General features: G+C 62.4%; 15 protein-coding genes. 7 read left to right on the top strand and 8 right to left on the bottom strand.

Translation table 11 applies throughout. The annotated features are described in order from the left end of the window. Positions 1-48 precede the first annotated feature (48 nt). The 6 genes from Q0T48_RS10105 to Q0T48_RS10080 all read left to right on the top strand — a co-directional run bounded on the left by Q0T48_RS10105 (position 49) and on the right by Q0T48_RS10080 (position 4995). A complete protein-coding gene (locus Q0T48_RS10105) occupies positions 49-639 on the top strand; it encodes a hypothetical protein (protein ID WP_295955850.1) in 591 nt (196 codons plus the stop codon). Further along, positions 636-1163: a TlpA disulfide reductase family protein gene (locus tag Q0T48_RS10100; RefSeq protein ID WP_295955848.1), complete on the top strand. Its 528-nt coding sequence runs from the start codon at positions 636-638 to the stop codon at positions 1161-1163. Before Q0T48_RS10105 ends, Q0T48_RS10100 begins: the two co-directional genes overlap by 4 nt. A gap of 138 nt (positions 1164-1301) precedes the next feature. Continuing rightward, positions 1302-1748 carry an acetyl-CoA carboxylase biotin carboxyl carrier protein gene (gene accB / locus Q0T48_RS10095; RefSeq protein ID WP_295955846.1) on the top strand — a complete coding sequence of 149 codons (447 nt, stop codon included), beginning with the start codon at positions 1302-1304 and terminating at the stop codon, positions 1746-1748. A gap of 21 nt (positions 1749-1769) precedes the next feature. Then, entirely contained in the window at positions 1770-3119 is a 1350-nt protein-coding gene (gene accC / locus Q0T48_RS10090; protein WP_295955844.1) for an acetyl-CoA carboxylase biotin carboxylase subunit, read from the top strand. A gap of 11 nt (positions 3120-3130) precedes the next feature. Then, positions 3131-4015, top strand: coding sequence for a 50S ribosomal protein L11 methyltransferase (prmA, locus tag Q0T48_RS10085; RefSeq protein ID WP_295955842.1), 885 nt, complete (start codon positions 3131-3133; stop codon positions 4013-4015). Between the two features lie 53 nt (positions 4016-4068). Beyond that, positions 4069-4995, top strand: coding sequence for a DUF3426 domain-containing protein (locus tag Q0T48_RS10080; protein WP_295955840.1), 927 nt, complete (start codon positions 4069-4071; stop codon positions 4993-4995). A 53-nt stretch (positions 4996-5048) separates the two neighbouring features. On the opposite strand, the gene Q0T48_RS10075 is transcribed toward Q0T48_RS10080, so the two are convergent. From Q0T48_RS10075 to ccsA, 8 genes are all read right to left on the bottom strand, one after another. Beyond that, entirely contained in the window at positions 5049-5717 is a 669-nt protein-coding gene (locus Q0T48_RS10075) for a histone H1 (protein ID WP_295955838.1), read from the bottom strand. Between the two features lie 174 nt (positions 5718-5891). Next, on the bottom strand, positions 5892-7103 hold the full coding sequence (locus Q0T48_RS10070; protein ID WP_295955835.1) for a ribonucleotide-diphosphate reductase subunit beta: 1212 nt from the start codon (positions 7101-7103) through the stop codon (positions 5892-5894). Positions 7104-7237: 134 nt separating this feature from the next. After that, a complete protein-coding gene (locus tag Q0T48_RS10065; protein ID WP_295955833.1) occupies positions 7238-10201 on the bottom strand; it encodes a ribonucleoside-diphosphate reductase subunit alpha in 2964 nt (987 codons plus the stop codon). Positions 10202-10588: 387 nt separating this feature from the next. After that, positions 10589-11188 carry a 1,6-anhydro-N-acetylmuramyl-L-alanine amidase AmpD gene (ampD, locus tag Q0T48_RS10060; RefSeq protein WP_295955831.1) on the bottom strand — a complete coding sequence of 200 codons (600 nt, stop codon included), beginning with the start codon at positions 11186-11188 and terminating at the stop codon, positions 10589-10591. Then, the gene (locus tag Q0T48_RS10055; protein ID WP_295955829.1) at positions 11169-12614 is read right to left on the bottom strand and encodes a sigma-54 dependent transcriptional regulator; all 1446 of its coding nucleotides are present in this window, start codon (positions 12612-12614) and stop codon (positions 11169-11171) included. Before Q0T48_RS10055 ends, ampD begins: the two co-directional genes overlap by 20 nt. 12 nt (positions 12615-12626) lie before the next feature. Beyond that, on the bottom strand, positions 12627-14333 hold the full coding sequence (locus Q0T48_RS10050; protein WP_295955828.1) for a HAMP domain-containing sensor histidine kinase: 1707 nt from the start codon (positions 14331-14333) through the stop codon (positions 12627-12629). After that, positions 14330-14557, bottom strand: a complete 228-nt coding sequence (locus Q0T48_RS10045) for a PP0621 family protein (protein ID WP_295955826.1) — start codon at positions 14555-14557, stop codon at positions 14330-14332. Before Q0T48_RS10045 ends, Q0T48_RS10050 begins: the two co-directional genes overlap by 4 nt. After that, positions 14554-15354, bottom strand: a complete 801-nt coding sequence (gene ccsA / locus Q0T48_RS10040) for a cytochrome c biogenesis protein CcsA (protein WP_295955824.1) — start codon at positions 15352-15354, stop codon at positions 14554-14556. The genes Q0T48_RS10045 and ccsA overlap by 4 nt, the downstream gene beginning before the upstream one ends. Before the next feature lie 67 nt (positions 15355-15421). Here ccsA and ffh point away from each other — a divergent pair, with 67 nt between their 5' ends. Continuing rightward, positions 15422-16780: a signal recognition particle protein gene (ffh, locus tag Q0T48_RS10035; RefSeq protein WP_295955822.1), complete on the top strand. Its 1359-nt coding sequence runs from the start codon at positions 15422-15424 to the stop codon at positions 16778-16780. Positions 16781-16928 lie beyond the last annotated feature (148 nt).

The following is a 16928-nucleotide window of genomic DNA, read 5'->3' as shown; positions in this document are numbered from 1 at the left end:
GTGGCCCTGGTTCTAACTTGGATCGGCAAAAAGGGCAGAATCACGGACATGGATGCACTGACCTTAGAGATCGCCGAGACCGCCGCCCGTATGGTGGTCGAAGAAGGCCTGGAATACGGCCCGGCCAAGCGCCGCGCCGCCTCGCAACTGGGTGCAGGCCGCGCGCCTTTGCCTGGCAACGACACCGTGGAAGACGCGGTGCGGGCCTATATCGACCTGTTTTGCGGCGACACCCAGCCTGCCGAGCTGCGTGCTCTGCGGCAGTTGGCCCTGGTCTGGATGGAGCGTATGGCCCCGTTTCGTCCCCATTTGTGTGGCGCGGTGTGGCAGGGCACGGCGACACGCTTGTCGGATGTGGCGATCCAGCTGTTTTGTGATGACTCCAAATCCGCCGAAATTGCGCTAATCGACCACCGCGTGCCCTACACCCCGGCCACCGTCACCGGGTTCCGTGGTGAACCGGTCGAGGCGCTAAGCTTTGCTTGTCTGAGCCCCGAACTGGGCGAGACGGTGGGCGTGCATTTCATGGTCTACGACCTGGACGACCTGCGCGGTGCCTTGAAGCCCGACTCCAAAGGCCGCGCTCCCCGGGGCGACACCGCCGCCGTGCGCCGCTTGCTGGCGGAGGACGCGCCATGATGGCCGCTTCACGCCGTAAGTTGATGGCCGGGGTGGCGGCGGCTGCCGGGCTGGCGGGCGCAGGCGTGGCCTGGTGGAAATACCAGCCCGCGCCCTTGCTGTCGGGTGTGGAAGACGCGCTGTGGCGGCTCAGTTTTGACACCCCGCAGGGCACGCCGCTGGCAATGCAGGCTTTGCGCGGTCGGCCCGTGCTGTTGAATTTTTGGGCCACCTGGTGCCCGCCGTGTGTGGAGGAAATGCCCATGATCAACCGCTTCTTTCAAGAAAATGCGGCCAATGGCTGGCAAGTGTTGGGCTTGGCAGTGGACCAGCCCAGCTCGGTGCGCAGCTTTCTGCAAAAAACGCCGGTCAGTTATCCCATCGGCATGGCCGGTTTGGGCGGCACCGAGCTGGGGCGTTCACTGGGCAATCTGGCGGGGGGCTTGCCTTTTACCGTGGTGCTTGGGTCGGCTGGGACGGTGCTTCATCGTAAAATGGGCCGGGTTAGCCCTGCTGATTTACAAGTGTGGGCTGGGTTGAAATAGCGCATCCGGTGGCAGTTTGACCACCCTGTGGGCTGCTTTTTACGGCAGCCTGTCCACTGTAAATAAAAGAAATAAACGATCGTTGTGTGAAATTAAGGTAGATTCCACCCCTTTTCGTACATCGTAGCTGGAGGTTTTATGGATTTGCGCAAACTCAAAACGTTGATCGACTTGGTGTCTGATTCCAACGTGTCAGAACTTGAAATTACCGAAGCCGAGGGCAAGGTCCGTATCGTCAAGGGTGGCGGTGCGATGGTGTACCAAGCCGCCCAACCCACCATGGTGGCGGCGCCGGTGATGGCGGCCCCCCAGGCGGTGGATGTGGTTCCTGCCGCGCCTGCAGCCCCGGCAGGCCATGTGGTCAAGTCGCCGATGGTGGGTACTTTTTACCGCTCGTCCAGCCCTGGAGCCAAGTCCTTTGTGGAAGTGGGCAGCCAGGTCAAGGAAGGCGACACCATCTGCATCATTGAAGCGATGAAGATACTGAACGAAATCGAGGCCGACAAAGCGGGCACCGTGGTGCAAATGCTGTGCGAAAACGGCCAAGCCGTCGAATACGGCCAGCCTTTGTACGTGATCGAGTAAACCCACAGAGTTTGGTGGCGCATGTTTAAAAAAATATTGATTGCAAATCGGGGGGAGATCGCCCTTCGCATCCAGCGGGCTTGCCGTGAAATGGGCATCAAGGCCGTCATGGTGTATTCCGAGGCGGACCGGGATGCCAAATACGTAAAGCTAGCCGACGAAGCCGTGTGCATCGGGCCTGCGGCTTCGGCCTTGAGCTACCTGAACATGCCCGCGCTGATTTCGGCCGCCGAAGTGACCGATGCCGAGGCCATCCACCCCGGCTACGGTTTCCTCAGCGAAAACGCTGACTTTGCCGAGCGCGTGGAAAAAAGCGGCTTCCAGTTTATCGGGCCCACGCCTGAGAACATCCGCATGATGGGCGACAAGGTCTCGGCCAAGCAAGCCATGATCAAAGCTGGCGTGCCCTGCGTGCCCGGCTCCGAAGGCGAGCTATCGGACGACCCGGTGGTGATCAAGCGCACGGCCAAGGCGGTGGGCTACCCGGTCATCATCAAGGCGGCTGGCGGTGGTGGCGGGCGCGGCATGCGCGTGGTGCACACCGAAGCGGCGTTGATCAACGCGGTGCAAATGACCAAGGCGGAAGCCCTGGCGGCATTCAGCAATGGCGCGGTCTACATGGAGAAATATCTCCAGAACCCCCGCCACATCGAAATCCAGATCCTCGCCGATAAGTTCAAAAACGTGGTGTACCTGGGCGAACGTGATTGCTCTATGCAGCGTCGCCATCAGAAGGTACTGGAAGAAGCGCCTGCGCCCGGTATTCCCCGCAAACTGATCGAACGCATTGGTGAGCGCTGCGCGGCAGCCTGCAAGAAAATTGGCTACCGGGGTGCGGGTACGTTTGAGTTTCTGTACGAGAACGGGGAGTTTTATTTCATCGAAATGAACACCCGCGTGCAGGTTGAGCATCCCGTGACCGAGCTGATCACAGGGGTGGACATTGTGCGCACCCAGATCATGGTGGCGGCTGGTGAAAAACTGCCCTTTGCCCAGCGCCAGATCAGCATCCATGGCCATGCCATCGAATGCCGCATCAACGCCGAAGACGCGTATAAATTTACGCCGTCGCCCGGCCGCATCACCATGTGGCACCCGCCCGGTGGTCCGGGTGTGCGTGTGGATTCGCATGTCTACACCAATTACTACGTGCCCCCGAACTACGACTCGATGGTCGGCAAGATCATCGTGCACGGCGACACACGCGAACAAGCCATGGCGCGCATGCGCACGGCCTTGCTGGAAACCGTGATCGAAGGCATCAATACCAACATCCCGCTGCACCGTGAGCTGATGGTGGATGCCAAGTTCATGGCGGGCGGTACCAATATCCATTACCTGGAAGAGTGGCTCTCGCAGCACAAGCGCTAGATCTTTGAATCATGTTTGAAATCAGTTTGATGTGCCCGCAAGACCGGGTCGAGATGGTCAGCGATGCGCTGGATGCCCTGGATGCCCTGAGCGTGAGCGTGGAAGACGCGGACGCTCAGACCGATGCCGAGCAAGCCCTGTTTGGCGAACCCGGCATGCCGCCGCCCAAAGACGGTTGGCAGCGTTCGCGTATCCAGGCGCTGTTTGCCTCCGAAGCACTGGCGCGCGATGCCGCCGGCGTTTTGGCGGCGCAAGACTTTTTTGCGGGCTGTGACCTGCTGGGTATCGTTCCGGTGCCGGAGCAGGATTGGGTTCGTTTGACCCAGTCGCAGTTCACCCCGGTGGACATCACACCGGATTTCTGGATTGTGCCCACCTGGCACGAACCACCTGCCCAGGCGACGCGGGTGATCCGCCTCGACCCGGGCCTGGCCTTTGGTACCGGCACCCACCCCACCACCCGCATGTGCCTGCGCTGGATTGCCCGGCAGGATGCGGGAGCTTTGGCACGGGTGCTGGACTACGGCTGTGGTTCGGGCATTTTGGCGATTGGTGCGGCCAAGTTCGGCGCGATCGATATCGATGCAGTGGATATTGACGATGCGGCGGTGCAGTCCACCGTGCTCAATGCCCATGCCAACCATGTGCAGCTCAAAGCCGGTTTACCCGACCAAGCGCAAGGCCTTTACGGCACCGTGCTGGCCAATATTCTGGCCACGCCGCTGAAGGTGCTGGCCCCGCTGCTGTGCGCCCATGTGGCTCCTGGCGGTGCCTTGGTGCTGGCGGGTATTCTGGAGCGCCAGACTGACGAATTGAAAGAGGCCTACGCCCCCTACGCCGCGCTCGAAGTGTCGGAGACGCAAGACGGCTGGGTCTTGATGACCGCTCGGCTCTAGGCCGCGGCCTTTACGCGTCGTCTTTTCAGGCCCGTGCACGGAACCCGCAGACCATGGCATTGATCACGCGCTGCCCGGTATGTGGGACCCTGTTCAAGGTGGTTCCAGACCAGCTCCGTATCTCTGAAGGCTGGGTGCGTTGCGGCCATTGCGCTGAAATATTTGATGCTTCCGGGGATCTGCAGCAAAGCTTTGCTGAGCACCCGGAGGTCCAGCCGGCGGGCCCTTTGCCCGAGGTGCCGCCACTGCCGCCTGTTCCGGTACCCGTCGAGCTGCCGCCCGAGCCCATCCACCTACCTGAGCTGGAGCAGATCATCGCCGAGCCGATGCCGGCTCTGGAGGAGGAACCCAAACCTTCCGCGCAAATGGAGGCACCGATCTCTTTGCCCGCCCCTGTGGTCGAAGATGTTCTAGATAGTCCGATCGTGCTTCTGCCCGAACCTGTGGAGGACGACAGCTATTCTTTTACCCGTGAAACGCCTTCTCAGGCTGTGCTGCCGCGCCCTGTACTGCGGGGCCTGTGGACGGCAGCTGCGGCGGTGCTGGTCGTGGCCCTGGGCCTGCAAGGCGTTTTCCAGGGGCGTGACCGCCTAGCGGCGACCTGGCCCGAAATCCGGCCCTGGTTGCAGGCCGCCTGTGCCCGGCTGGGGTGCACGGTACAGGCTTTGCGGCAGATCGAAGCCATCGTCATCGACAGTTCCACACTGAGCGCCCTGCAGGACGAGGATGCTTACCGTCTGAGTCTGGTGCTCAAAAACCAGGCCACGCTGGATCTGGCAATGCCTGCAATCGAGTTTGTGCTGACCGATTCCGACGAGAAGGCGGTGTTTCGGCGGGTGCTGACCCCGGCCGAGCTGGGCGCGGCATCCCGGGTGCTGTTTGCAGGGCGCGAATGGGCCACCTCGGTTGATCTGCGGGTCATCGATAACCCCAACAAGGGACGCATCGTCGGCTACCGATTGTTAGCCTTTTACCCATAAAAAAGGCTCGGTACCTTGCGATACCGAGCCTGATGCGGATCAAACGTATCCGGTCAGGGCTTGTTGGCCGTAGGGAAAGGCCAAGCCGCTTGCGGGTTGAGGGTCGTTTGGGCCGACGCTGCAGCCGGCGCAGAGGCCGGCTTGGCGGCAGGTGCTTTGGCGGCCTTCTCGGCCGCGGCTTTAGGCGCCGCTGCTTTCGGGGCTGCTGCCTTTTTGGCGGGCTCTGCCTTGGCAACCACCGCGGCCTTCTTGGCTACAGCCGCTTTTTTGGCTGGTGCGGCGGCTTTGGCTGCGGCTTTGGGCGCAGGAGTTGCCGCTTTCTTGGTGACGGGAGCTGCTTTCACAGGTGCTGCTTTTGCCACAACGGCCTTGACGACCACAGCTTTTTTCACGGGAGCAACCTTCTTGGCAGCAGGCGCGGCCTTGGCTATAGCTTTGACTGGCGCTGCCTTCACGGGAGCTGCTTTGGCTGGAGCTGCTTTGACGGGGGCTGCCTTGGCTGCGACTACCTTTTTGGCGGGAGCTGCCTTTTTAGCAGGCGCAGCGGCTTTCTTGGCCGGTGCGGCCTTGACGGCAGCCGCTTTGACGGGAGCCGCCTTTACAGCGACAGGTTTTGCTACGGTTTTAGCGGGTGCTACTTTTTTCGCAGCGACGACCTTGGTAGGGGTTGCCGTCTTTGCGGGGGATGCCTTTTTTGCGGCCGGTTTTTTTGCAGTTGCCATTATTTTCTCCTTGATCTGTTTACAAAGAGCACTTTATGCCGATTGTTAGGCATAGAGCGATGCATGGTGTTGGGCGTTTGCCCAGCACCATGGACTCGGGGGCGCAAAGAGCGGCCCGCACCTGTGTGCAGGTCGGGGTTTGCGCGGTATTTAAAAGCATGGACGTGATGGCGTTCAATCCCAGGAAAGCGCACCGCCCGATTGGTACTCAATCACGCGGGTTTCAAAGAAATTGCGCTCTTTCTTCAGGTCAATCATTTCGCTCATCCAAGGGAATGGATTTTCTTCGTGCGGGAAGCAGGCTTCCAGGCCGATCTGGGTCGCACGGCGGTTGGCGATGTAGCGCAGATAGCCCTTGAACATGGAGGCGTTCATGCCCAGCACGCCACGCGGCATGGTGTCTTCGGCGTACTGGTATTCCAGTTCGACGGCACGAATGAACAGGTCTTTGATTTCCATTTTGAACTCGGCTGTCCACAGGTGTGGATTTTCCAGTTTGAGCTGGTTGATCAGGTCGATGCCGAAGTTGCAGTGCATGGACTCGTCGCGCAGGATGTACTGGTACTGCTCGGCGGCACCGGTCATCTTGTTCTGTCGGCCTAGTGCCAGGATCTGCGTGAAACCAACGTAGAAGAACAAGCCTTCCATCAGGCAGGCGAATACGATCAGCGACTTGAGCAGGGTCTGGTCGGTTTCGGTGGTGCCGGTGTGGAAGTTGGGGTCCATGATCGCTTCGATGAAGGGGATCAGGAACTGGTCTTTGTTGCGGATCGACGCGACTTCGTTGTATGCGTTGAAGATCTCGCTCTCGTCCAGGCCCAGCGACTCCACGATGTACTGGTAGGCGTGGGTGTGGATGGCTTCTTCAAACGCCTGACGCAGCAGGAATTGGCGGCACTCGGGGGCAGTGATGTGGCGGTAGGTGCCCAGCACGATGTTGTTGGCGGCCAGCGAGTCGGCGGTGACAAAGAAGCCGAGGTTGCGCTTGACGATGCGACGCTCGTCTTCGGTCAGACCGTTCGGGTCTTTCCACAGGGCAATGTCGCGGGTCATGTTGACCTCTTGCGGCATCCAGTGGTTGGCGCAGGAGGCCAGGTACTTTTCCCAGGCCCATTTGTACTTGAACGGCACCAACTGATTGACATCGGTCTGGCCGTTGATGATGCGCTTGTCGGCGGCATTGACGCGGCGTGCTGCGGTGGCTTGCACGGCGACGTGGGCGGTGGCAGTGTCCATGGCCGAAAGGGCGACAACGGGGGCAGCCGTAGGCGCTGCAGAAAGAATTTCGGCCGGAAAAACAGCGTGGGCTTCCACACGGCTGGTGGGTAAACCGAGGGGCGCTACAGATGGCGGAGAGGGCTTGACTTCTTCGTCCCAGGTCAACATAGATTTTCCAATGCTAGGATTATGAGAGCAGCACCGGAAAATGAAAAGTATTCATTTCCAATGCCGCTATTTTCAGGGGGTTTGTTGCTCAATCGCATCGTAAAAAACAGGCTTTTTACGATGCTTTGGCAGGCTTACTGGCAGGCTTCGCAGCCAGGGTCGTCAATTGCGCAAAACTTGATGTCGGTGGCGGGGTTGGCGCTGAGGGCATCGGCGTTCATTTGTTGGCGTGCGGCTACGGCGGCAGTGTCGATGGCGCTCATGGCTTGGCTGGGTGCCTGGCCCGAAGACACGGCATTCATGCGGCCTGCGGCCACGGTCGATTTCTCAACGTGGGTGGCGCTGCGGGTGCGCAGGTAGTAGGTGGTTTTCAGGCCACGCGTCCAGGCCAGTTTGTAGGTGTCGTCGAGTTTTTTGCCCGAGGCACCAGCCATGTAGATATTCAGCGACTGGGCCTGGTCAATCCACTTCTGGCGGCGCGATGCGGCCTCTACCAACCAGGTGGTTTCCACTTCGAACGCGGTGCGGTATAGCGTCTTGATTTCATGCGGCACGCGGTCGATGGATTGCAATGAACCGTCGAAGTGCTTCAGGTCCATCAGCATCACGTTGTCCCACAGGCCCAGGCGTTTCAGGTCGTGCACCAGGTAGCTGTTGATGACCGTGAATTCACCCGACAGATTCGATTTGACCGACAGGTTGCCGAAGCAGGGTTCGATCGACGCATCCACCCCAATGATGTTGGAGATGGTGGCGGTGGGCGCAATGGCGACGCAGTTGGAGTTGCGCATGCCGTCGGCCTGGATTTTCTGGCGCAGGCTGTTCCAGTCCAGGGTGGCGGAGCGGTCCACATCCACATAGCCGCCACGGGCCTTGGCCAGCAGGTCCAGGGTGTCCAGAGGCAGGATGCCCTGGTCCCACAGCGAACCCTTGTAGCTGGAGTACTGGCCGCGCTCTTTGGCCAGCTCGCTGGAAGCCCAGTAGGCGAAATAGCAGATGGCTTCCATCGAGGTGTCGGCAAAGGCCACGGCAGCTTCGCTGGCGTAGGGGATGCGCAGTTCGTACAGGCTGTCCTGGAAGCCCATCAGGCCCAGGCCGACCGGGCGGTGCAGCATGTTGGAGTTACGGGCTTTGGTAACAGCGTAGTAGTTGATGTCGATCACGTTGTCCAGCATGCGCATGGCCGTGGTGATGGTCTTTTGCAGCTTGGCGTGGTCCAGAACCTTGGATACAACACCATTGGCATCGGGTGCACCGTTGGTGATGTGTTGCAACAAGTTGACCGAGCCCAGGTTGCAGACAGCCGTTTCGGTGTCGCTGGTGTTCAGGGTGATTTCGGTGCACAGATTGCTGGAGTGCACTACACCAGCGTGCTGCTGGGGGCTACGCACATTGCAGGCATCCTTGAACGTGATCCAGGGATGGCCGGTTTCAAACAGCATGGTCAGCATCTTGCGCCACAGATCGCTGGCGGGCAGGGTGCGCGAAGGCATGATTTCACCGCGCAGGGCGCGGGCTTCGTAAGCCACATAGGCGGTCTCAAACTCGGAGCCGAACTTGTCGTGCAGATCGGGCACGTTGTTGGGCGAGAACAGGGTCCAGCTACCGCCTTCCATGACCCGGCGCATGAACAGATCGGGCACCCAGTTGGCGGTGTTCATGTCGTGGGTGCGGCGGCGGTCATCGCCGGTGTTCTTGCGCAGCTCCAGGAATTCCTCGATGTCCAGATGCCAGGTTTCCAGGTAGGTGCAGACCGCACCCTTGCGCTTGCCGCCCTGGTTCACCGCCACGGCGGTGTCGTTGACGACCTTCAGGAACGGCACTACGCCTTGGGATTCGCCGTTGGTGCCCTTGATGTGGCTGCCCAGGGCGCGCACACGGGTCCAGTCGTTGCCCAGGCCACCGGCAAACTTCGACAGCAGCGCGTTTTCCTTGATGGACTCGTAAATGCCGTCCAGATCGTCGGGCACGGTGGTCAGGTAGCAGCTGGAGAGTTGGGGCCGCAGCGTGCCGCTGTTGAACAGCGTGGGCGTGCTTGACATGAAGTCGAACGACGACATCACTTCGTAGAACTCGATGGCGCGGGCTTCGCGGTTCGTCTCATTGAGCGCCAGGCCCATGGCCACGCGCATGAAGAAAGCCTGGGGCAGCTCGATGCGGGTCTTGCGCACGTGCAGGAAGTAGCGGTCGTACAGGGTTTGCAGGCCCAGGTAGTCAAACTGCAGGTCGCGTTGGGGCTTCAGGGCCGCGGCCAACTGGGGCAGGTCGTAGGTCAGCAGGGCGGCATCCAGCAGCTCGTTATCCACGCCTTTCTGAATGTACTGGGGGAAGTAATCCACGTACTTTGCGGCCAGCTCGGCCTGCGTCAGGTCGGCACCCAGCACCTCTTTGGCAATGGTGTGCAGCAGCAGGCGGGCGGTGGCATAGGTGTAGTCGGGATCGGTCTCGATCAGGGTCCGGGCGGCCAGGATAGCGGCCTTGTAGACCTCTTCCATGGGCACGCCGTCGTACAGGTTGCGCATGGTCTCGGCCACGATAGGGGCAGCAGTGACTTCGCTGCCCAAACCGGCGCAGGCCTGTTCAATCAGCTGTTGCAGGCGGGCCGTGTCCAGGGCCACGCGCTGGCCTTCGTCCAGAACATGCAATACGGGGGCGGCTGGGGTCTGCTCGGCGACCTGCTTGGCGCGCTCTTGCGTGTGGCGCTCGCGGTACAGCACGTAGGCGCGGGCGATTTCGTGGTGGCCACCACGCATCAGGCCCAGTTCCACATTGTCTTGCACGTCTTCAATATGGAAGGTGCCGCCACCGGGGCGCGAGCGGACCAGCGCACGCACAACACCTTGCGTCAGCGTGTCCACCACTTCGCGCACGCTGGCCGAAGCCGCGCCTTGCGTGCCATGCACGGCCAAAAAGGCTTTCATCATGGCGATGGCGATCTTGCCCGGCTCGAAAGGCACCACCGCACCGTTGCGGCGGATGATCTGGTAGTGCGCCAGCATCTCGGGCGCGCTGGTGTCGCTGGTGTCGCTGCGGTCGCTAGGGCGCAGTGCAGATGGCAGCGGCTGGACGGCGGAGGGGGTGTTCAATGCAGTTTGCATGGTTTCCTTGGAGTCTGACAGTGAGAGTGGAATGGGCGGGCTAAAACAGGCGGGGATTTCCGCAAAAAACGGTAAAGAGCCCGTACGGGTCATGGAATTGGGGCGCTTTGTAATGCAAGTCAGACACTATATATAGGGTCTGGAATCAATTCAAGCCACTACCGGTAGTGTATCGCGACCTCGGTAGCGGCACTGGCCTGGGGGCTTTGCAGAGCCTGCGGCGGCAATCACCCGGCAAGCGTTGTCCCATCAGGCGGGCGGTATGCACACCCAGTAAACAAGCGGCTTTGCGGGGCATTTGCCCTGCAAAACGGCACAGTGCTTGGGTCTACGCCCTTCTCGGTGGCGGCTTGCCCAGCGCGGAAAGGGCACGCATTGTTACATTTTTTATATTTGAACCGCCGCTGGAAAGCAGCGCGCATCCCAGCCGGTGCCACGCTGCACCGCCTGCCAGTTAAATCCGGCCCCCGGATCGTGTTTGCGACCCGGTGCGATGTGCTCATGGCCTGCCACATGGAGAATGGGGTAGGCGGGCTTCAGCGCGGCCAGCAGGCTGACCAAGGTGTCGTACTGTTCAGGCTCAAAAGGCTGGCCCTCCAGGCCTTCGAGTTCGATGCCGATGGAGTCGTCGTTGCAGTTGCTGCGGCCCCGGTAGTGCGAGGCTCCAGCGTGCCAGGCCCGGTCGTCGGCGCTCACAAATTGCCACAACTCACCCTGGCGGCGGATATAGAAGTGGGCCGACACCTGCAAGCCGCGGATGCTTTCAAAGTACGGGTGGGCGCTCCAGTCCAGGGTGTTGCCAAACAGAGCCAGCACATGGTTGCCGCCGTACTCGCCCGGTGGCAGGCTGATGGAATGCACCACCACCAGGTCGGTACGCGCGCCTTCGGGCCGGGGGCCGAAGTTGGGGGACTTGTGCTGGTGCGCAAACCGGTACCAGCCATTGCGCCACAAAGGCGCTTGCGGTTCAGGAGTCTTGGGGTTCATTGTCTTGCGGGGTGGCGATGTTCAGGCGCTCGATGCGGTAGCGGATCTGGCGCAGGCTCAGGCCCAGGCGCTGGGCCGTGGCCGTGCGGTTAAAGCCGGTCTCGTGCAACACCTTGACCAGGATGTCGCGCTCCTGCTGGTCCAGAAAGGCCTGCAGGTCCGTGGGGATGGTGGTGCTGGCGCCTAGCTCCTGGGGCGAGGCCTGCAGCGGTGTCGGCTCGGTGGCGTCAAAGTCGGCATTGAAGTCGACGTGCAAAGCCTCGCCGTCGCCCATGGCCACGGCACGGTGCAGCAGGTTTTCCAGCTCGCGCACATTGCCGCTCAGCGGGTGGCTGGCCAGCTGTGCCAGCAGCTCGGGCGACAGCAGGGGCACCGGCATGCCGGATTCGGCTGCAATGCGCGCCAGCAGCGCTTCGCACAGCGCGGGCAGGTCGCCCCGACGCTCGCGCAGCGGCGGTACGGCGATTTCGATCACATTCAGCCGGTAGTACAAATCTTGCCGGAAGCGCCCGGCCTTGACATCGGCGGCCAGGTCTTTGTGGGTGGCGCTGACGATCCGCACGTCCACCGCATCCTCCTGGGTGGAGCCCAGCGAGCGCACGCTGCGCTCCTGGATGGCGCGCAGCAGTTTGGATTGCATGGCCAGCGGCAGATCGCCAATTTCGTCCAGAAACAGGGTGCCGTCGCGGGCCGCCTGGAAATAGCCTGGCCGGTCTTGCACCGCGCCGGTGTACGAGCCTTTCTTGGCACCAAAAAACTCGGCCTCCAGCAGGTTCTCGGGGATGGCGCTGCAGTTCACTGCCACCAGCGGCCCGGCGGCGCGGTGGCTGTTGGCGTGCAGGGCCTGGGCCACCAGCTCTTTGCCGGTGCCCGATTCGCCACGCACCAGCACCGGCGCCATGCTGCGCGCCACTTTCACGATGCGCTGTTTGACCAGTTGCATGGCCTCCGATGAGCCTACCAATTTTTGTAGCGCCCCTTGTCCACCTGATAAGCGCAAGGGGGCTTTTTCGTTAGGAGTCGCAGAACGTGAGGATTGGCTGGTGTCCTGGATGGCCGATGCCACTACGGCACGAAACTGCTTCAGATCCACCGGCTTGGTCAGGTAGTCAAAGGCCCCTGCTTTCAGGGCTTCGACCGCGTTCTCGGCCGAGCCGTAGGCGGTCATGACGATGACGCGCTCGGGCCGCTGCTGGGCCTTCAGGCTGTGTAGCAGGGCGATGCCCAACCCATCGGGCAGGCGCATGTCGGTGATCACCACGTCAAAGCGTTTGTCCTCCAGCAGCACGCGGGCCTCTTGCAGGTCGGCGGCGGTGTCGATGCGGTAGCCCTCGCGCAGCAAGGTCAGCTCGTACAGCGTGCGCAGGTCGGGCTCGTCGTCTACCACCAGGACGGATGCGGCAGGCAAAGAAGGGGGCTGGGCCATAGTGTGGGGAGATCAGACCGGTTGGATGTCAAAAGAGCGGGCCACCAGGGTACTGGGCTTGGGCGGGCGAAACTGCACAAAAAATTCATTGCCTTGCACCGCCAGACCGCCGCGCTCGCGGGTGGCGCGCTGGTAGCCGATGCTGGCGCGGTGCCGCTCGCACAGTTCCCGGCAAATATACAGACCCAAACCGCTGGATCGGCTTTCCGAGCTGAAAAAAGGTTCGAACAAATGCTGCTCCACCGCCTGCTCCATGGGCGGGCCGTCGCTCCACACCAGCAGGCTGGATTGCCGATTGGGCAGCAGCCGGGTGCCGACCTGGATGGCTCCGACCTGGCCGCTCTCGTAGCGCAAGGCATTGTCCAGCAGGTTGACCAGCACGCGGCGCAGGTGGTCGGGGTCAAAGTCCACCGGCAAACCCAGCGTGCCCAGCGATACCTGCACGTTGCGCCGGGTCGGGTCCTGCTGCGACCAGTCGCGGCAGACGGTGTCCACCGCCTCGTCCAGCTTGATCTGCGGTGGGGCGCTGCCGTGCCCGGAGTGCACCGGCACCCGGGCAATCTCCAGCACCTCATCGACAATTTTGGCCAGTCGCAGGGCGTTGTACCGCACCATGGTGGTCAGCCGCTGCTGGGCCGGGTCGGTCAGGTCCTCTTCCAGCAGGGCATTGGCTTGGGTGATGGCTGCCAGCGGGTTGCGGATTTCATGCGCCACGGCGGCCGACATGCGGCCCATGGCGGCCATCTTTTCGGTGCGCAGCCGGGCTTCCATCTCCCGCAGATCGTGCAAAAACATCACGCACAGGCTGTCGGTTTGCCCTGCCACGGCAGGCGTCATGCGGGTGCGCACCCGCACCCGGCGCGGGCTGCGGCCGTTGTGCTGGATACGGATATCGGCCTGCTGGGTGCTTTCTTCGGCAAAGGTCTTTTGCGCCAGGGCCAGCAGCGCCTGCCAGCCGGGCTGGCTGCCCAGTTGCAGCGGGGCCTGGCCGGTGCGGCTGTCGGTGCCCAGTAGCAGGCGGGCGGCGGGGTTGGCTGCGCGGGCGCTGCCGCGGGCGTCGACCACCAGCACGCCGTCGGTCAAGGTTTCAATCACCAGTTCGTTGACCCGGGTTTGCAACTGCACGTCCATCTGGCTGCGCAGCGCCAACTGTTCTTCGCGCTCCAGCCGGGCCGCCAACTGGTTGACCAGAAAAGCCACCACAAAATAGCCCATGCCGGTCAGGCCGCTTTGCATGAACAGCGCGGCTTCGTCGCCCGCCTGGCGGGTGTACAGCTTCCAGATGTCCAGTAGCAGCAGCAGCAGCGTCATGCCCGCCGCCGTGCCCAGGGCGATACCTCGCCGGCCCAGCACGGCCGCCAGCAGCACCGGCAAGCCCAGCAGCGGACTGTAGTTGATGCTGCCCCCTGACTGCATCAGCTGCAGAGTGGAAAACACCAACGCATCCACCCCCACCGTGCCAATCCAGAAGCGCTTGGAGGGGTGCTCGCTGTGGCTGGGCCGTCCGGTCAGGCGCAGCGCCAGGGCGCTGGCCAGGTAGCCGCTGCAAAACAGCAGCAGCCAGGGCGACACCGTCTGGCCCAGGGCCAGCAGCGCGCCGTGCCAGACCAGAATCGCCAGCGCAATCGTCACCCGGGCCGTCATAAACCCATACCAGACCCGCGCCAGGGCGAGCGGGTCAGGCTCTGCCAGATGCGCCGCGGGGCTGGTGGGTGTCACCGCGGGGCCTGCTCGGCCTGCTTGCGGTGGGCTGGGCCGCAGTACACGCCGTGCGGGGTGGTGACTGCCTCGTTTTGCGGCAAGAGCACGCCACACACCTGGCAGGGCACCATGTTTTGCAGTACTTTGGGCGGTGCCGTGGTGGGGCGCTTGTCCTGCACCCGCCGCGAGCGCCACAGCCACACGCCCAGCAATACCGCCAGCAAAACGATCAGCAGCTTCATGTGACCCGCCCCAGTACCACTTCCAGCACAAAGCGCGAGCCCACATAGCCCAGCAGCAGCAGTCCGGCCCCGGTGTACAGCACCCGCACGGCCTTGCGGCCGCGCCAGCCAAAGCGGCTACGGCCCACCAGCAGCACCGCAAAGGTCAGCCAGGACAGCACCGAAAACACGGTTTTGTGGCTCCATTTCCAGCCGTGGATGCCGTAGAGCTGTTCGCCAAACAGCCAGCCCACCAGCAGCGTGGCCGACAGCAGCACAAAGCCCGCACTCACCAGCCGAAAGGTCAGCCGCTCCAGCGTCAGCAGCGGGATGCCGCTGGTCGCATCGGCGGCTTGGCGCATCTGGCGTTCGGCCCGGGTCATCAGCCAGGCATGCACCACCGCTGCCGCAAACAGGCCATACGAGGCAATGCCCAGCGCCCAGTGCAGTGGCAGCCAGGGCGAGGCCATTTCGTGCAGTGGTGTGCCGGGGAACAGCAAGGCCAGCAGCACCGCCACCGCGCCCAGCCCGGCCAGCGCCCAGCGGGCCTGGAGCTGGGGGAACAAATGGCTTTCCACCGCGTACACCGTCAGTACCAGCCAGGCCGTGACCGACAGTGCGGGCGCAAAACCAAAACGCGGCGGCGTGCCAAACAGCCCCAGGCTCAGCACCAGGGCGTGCAGCAACCAGGCAAGCCACAGAGCCCCACGGCTGGCGCGCATGCTCAAGGTTCCGGCCCCCACCGCGGGCACGGCATAGGCCAGCGCCGTAGCGGCAAACAGCAGCACGGTGGCAAGGGGCGCGGTCGTTAAAATCATGGGCGAAGTTTAGCGTTTCACCCTATCCCCTTTTTTCGCCTGCACAACCCTCCCCGGACACTTCTTTATGGCCTCCGCTCTTACCGATAAACTCTCCCGCTTGGTCAAAGAAATCCGGGGCCAGGCCCGCATCACCGAGTCCAACGTGGCCGACATGCTGCGCGAAGTGCGCATGGCCCTGCTGGAGGCCGACGTGGCCCTGCCGGTGGTGCGCGACTTCATTGCGCGGGTGAAAGAAAAAGCCCTGGGCCAGGAGGTGATGGGCTCGCTGTCGCCCGGCCAGGCGCTGGTGGGCATCGTCAACCGCGAACTCAGCCGCACCATGGGCGAGGGCATCAGCGACATCAACCTGGCCACCCAGCCGCCCGCCGTGATTTTGATGGCCGGTTTGCAAGGCGCAGGTAAAACCACCACCACCGCCAAGCTGGCCAAGCACCTGATCGAAAAGCGCAAGAAGAAAGTGCTCACCGTGTCGGGCGACGTATACCGCCCAGCCGCCATCGAGCAGCTGAAGATGGTCACCAAGCAGGCCGGGGCCGAGTGGTTCCCCAGCACGCCCGACCAGAAGCCGCTGGACATTGCCGCCGCCGCCATCGACTACGCCCGCAAGCACTACTTTGACGTGCTGCTGGTCGATACCGCCGGTCGCCTGGCTATCGACGAAGTGCTGATGCGCGAAATCAAGGACCTGCACGCCTTCCTCAAACCCGTCGAAACCCTGTTCGTGGTCGATGCCATGCAGGGCCAGGACGCGATCAACACCGCCAAGGCCTTTGCCGATGCGCTGCCGCTGACCGGCATCATTCTCACCAAGACCGACGGCGATTCGCGCGGCGGCGCGGCCCTGTCGGTGCGCCACGTCACCGGCGTGCCGATCAAGTTTGCGGGTACCAGCGAAAAGATCGACGGCCTGGAGGTGTTCGATGCCGAACGCCACGCCGGGCGCGTGCTGGGCATGGGCGACATCCTGGCGCTGGTCGAGCAGGTCACGGCCGGCGTCGACATGGCCGCAGCGCAGAAGCTGGCCGCCAAGGTCAAAAGCGGCGAAAGCTTTGATTTGAACGACTTTCTGAGCCAGATCCAGCAGATGAAGCAAATGGGCGGCCTGTCCAGCCTGATGGACAAACTGCCCGCCCAGATGGCCGCCAAGGCCGGTTCCATGGACATGGACAAGGCCGAGCGCGACATCCGCCGCAAGGAAGGCATCATCTACAGCATGACCCCGCTGGAGCGCCGCAAGCCCGACCTGATCAAGGCCACCCGCAAACGCCGCATCGCCGCCGGTGCCGGGGTCCAGGTGCAAGAGGTGAACCGCATGCTCAACGAGTTCGGCCAGATGCAGGACATGATGAAGAAGATGAAGGGTGGCGGCATGATGAAGATGATCAAGCGCATGGGCGGCATGAAGGGTATGCCGAAGTTCTGAGTACACCCCCAGGCTTGCCCACTGCCCCGGAATCGGCTTGAAAAGCCGAGGACGCATGTGGCAGCGCCAACCCCCTTGCAGGGGGCGATTCCAGTGGCTTGGCGGAGCCAGTTCCACGGAATCTTTGGAAGGGGTGGTTATTGGGTTG

The sequence above is a fragment of the Rhodoferax sp. genome, from assembly GCF_025354435.1.
GTDB lineage: Bacteria > Pseudomonadota > Gammaproteobacteria > Burkholderiales > Burkholderiaceae_C > Rhodoferax_B.
This window is presented reverse-complemented; position numbering and strand designations above follow the sequence as displayed.

Bases quoted from the DNA above. Each gene is read 5' to 3' on its own strand.
- Q0T48_RS10100 (WP_295955848.1), top strand. From the start codon at position 636: ATGATGGCCGCTTCACGCCGTAAGTTGATGGCCGGGGTGGCGGCGGCT.
- Q0T48_RS10105 (WP_295955850.1), top strand. From the start codon at position 49: ATGGATGCACTGACCTTAGAGATCGCCGAGACCGCCGCCCGTATGGTG.
- Q0T48_RS10080 (WP_295955840.1), top strand. From the start codon at position 4,069: ATGGCATTGATCACGCGCTGCCCGGTATGTGGGACCCTGTTCAAGGTG.
- ffh (WP_295955822.1), top strand. From the start codon at position 15,422: ATGGCCTCCGCTCTTACCGATAAACTCTCCCGCTTGGTCAAAGAAATC.
- ampD (WP_295955831.1), bottom strand. From the start codon at position 11,188: ATGAACCCCAAGACTCCTGAACCGCAAGCGCCTTTGTGGCGCAATGGC.
- Q0T48_RS10055 (WP_295955829.1), bottom strand. From the start codon at position 12,614: ATGGCCCAGCCCCCTTCTTTGCCTGCCGCATCCGTCCTGGTGGTAGAC.
- accB (WP_295955846.1), top strand. From the start codon at position 1,302: ATGGATTTGCGCAAACTCAAAACGTTGATCGACTTGGTGTCTGATTCC.
- Q0T48_RS10070 (WP_295955835.1), bottom strand. From the start codon at position 7,103: ATGTTGACCTGGGACGAAGAAGTCAAGCCCTCTCCGCCATCTGTAGCG.
- ccsA (WP_295955824.1), bottom strand. From the start codon at position 15,354: ATGATTTTAACGACCGCGCCCCTTGCCACCGTGCTGCTGTTTGCCGCT.
- accC (WP_295955844.1), top strand. From the start codon at position 1,770: ATGTTTAAAAAAATATTGATTGCAAATCGGGGGGAGATCGCCCTTCGC.
- Q0T48_RS10065 (WP_295955833.1), bottom strand. From the start codon at position 10,201: ATGCAAACTGCATTGAACACCCCCTCCGCCGTCCAGCCGCTGCCATCT.
- Q0T48_RS10075 (WP_295955838.1), bottom strand. From the start codon at position 5,717: ATGGCAACTGCAAAAAAACCGGCCGCAAAAAAGGCATCCCCCGCAAAG.
- Q0T48_RS10045 (WP_295955826.1), bottom strand. From the start codon at position 14,557: ATGAAGCTGCTGATCGTTTTGCTGGCGGTATTGCTGGGCGTGTGGCTG.
- prmA (WP_295955842.1), top strand. From the start codon at position 3,131: ATGTTTGAAATCAGTTTGATGTGCCCGCAAGACCGGGTCGAGATGGTC.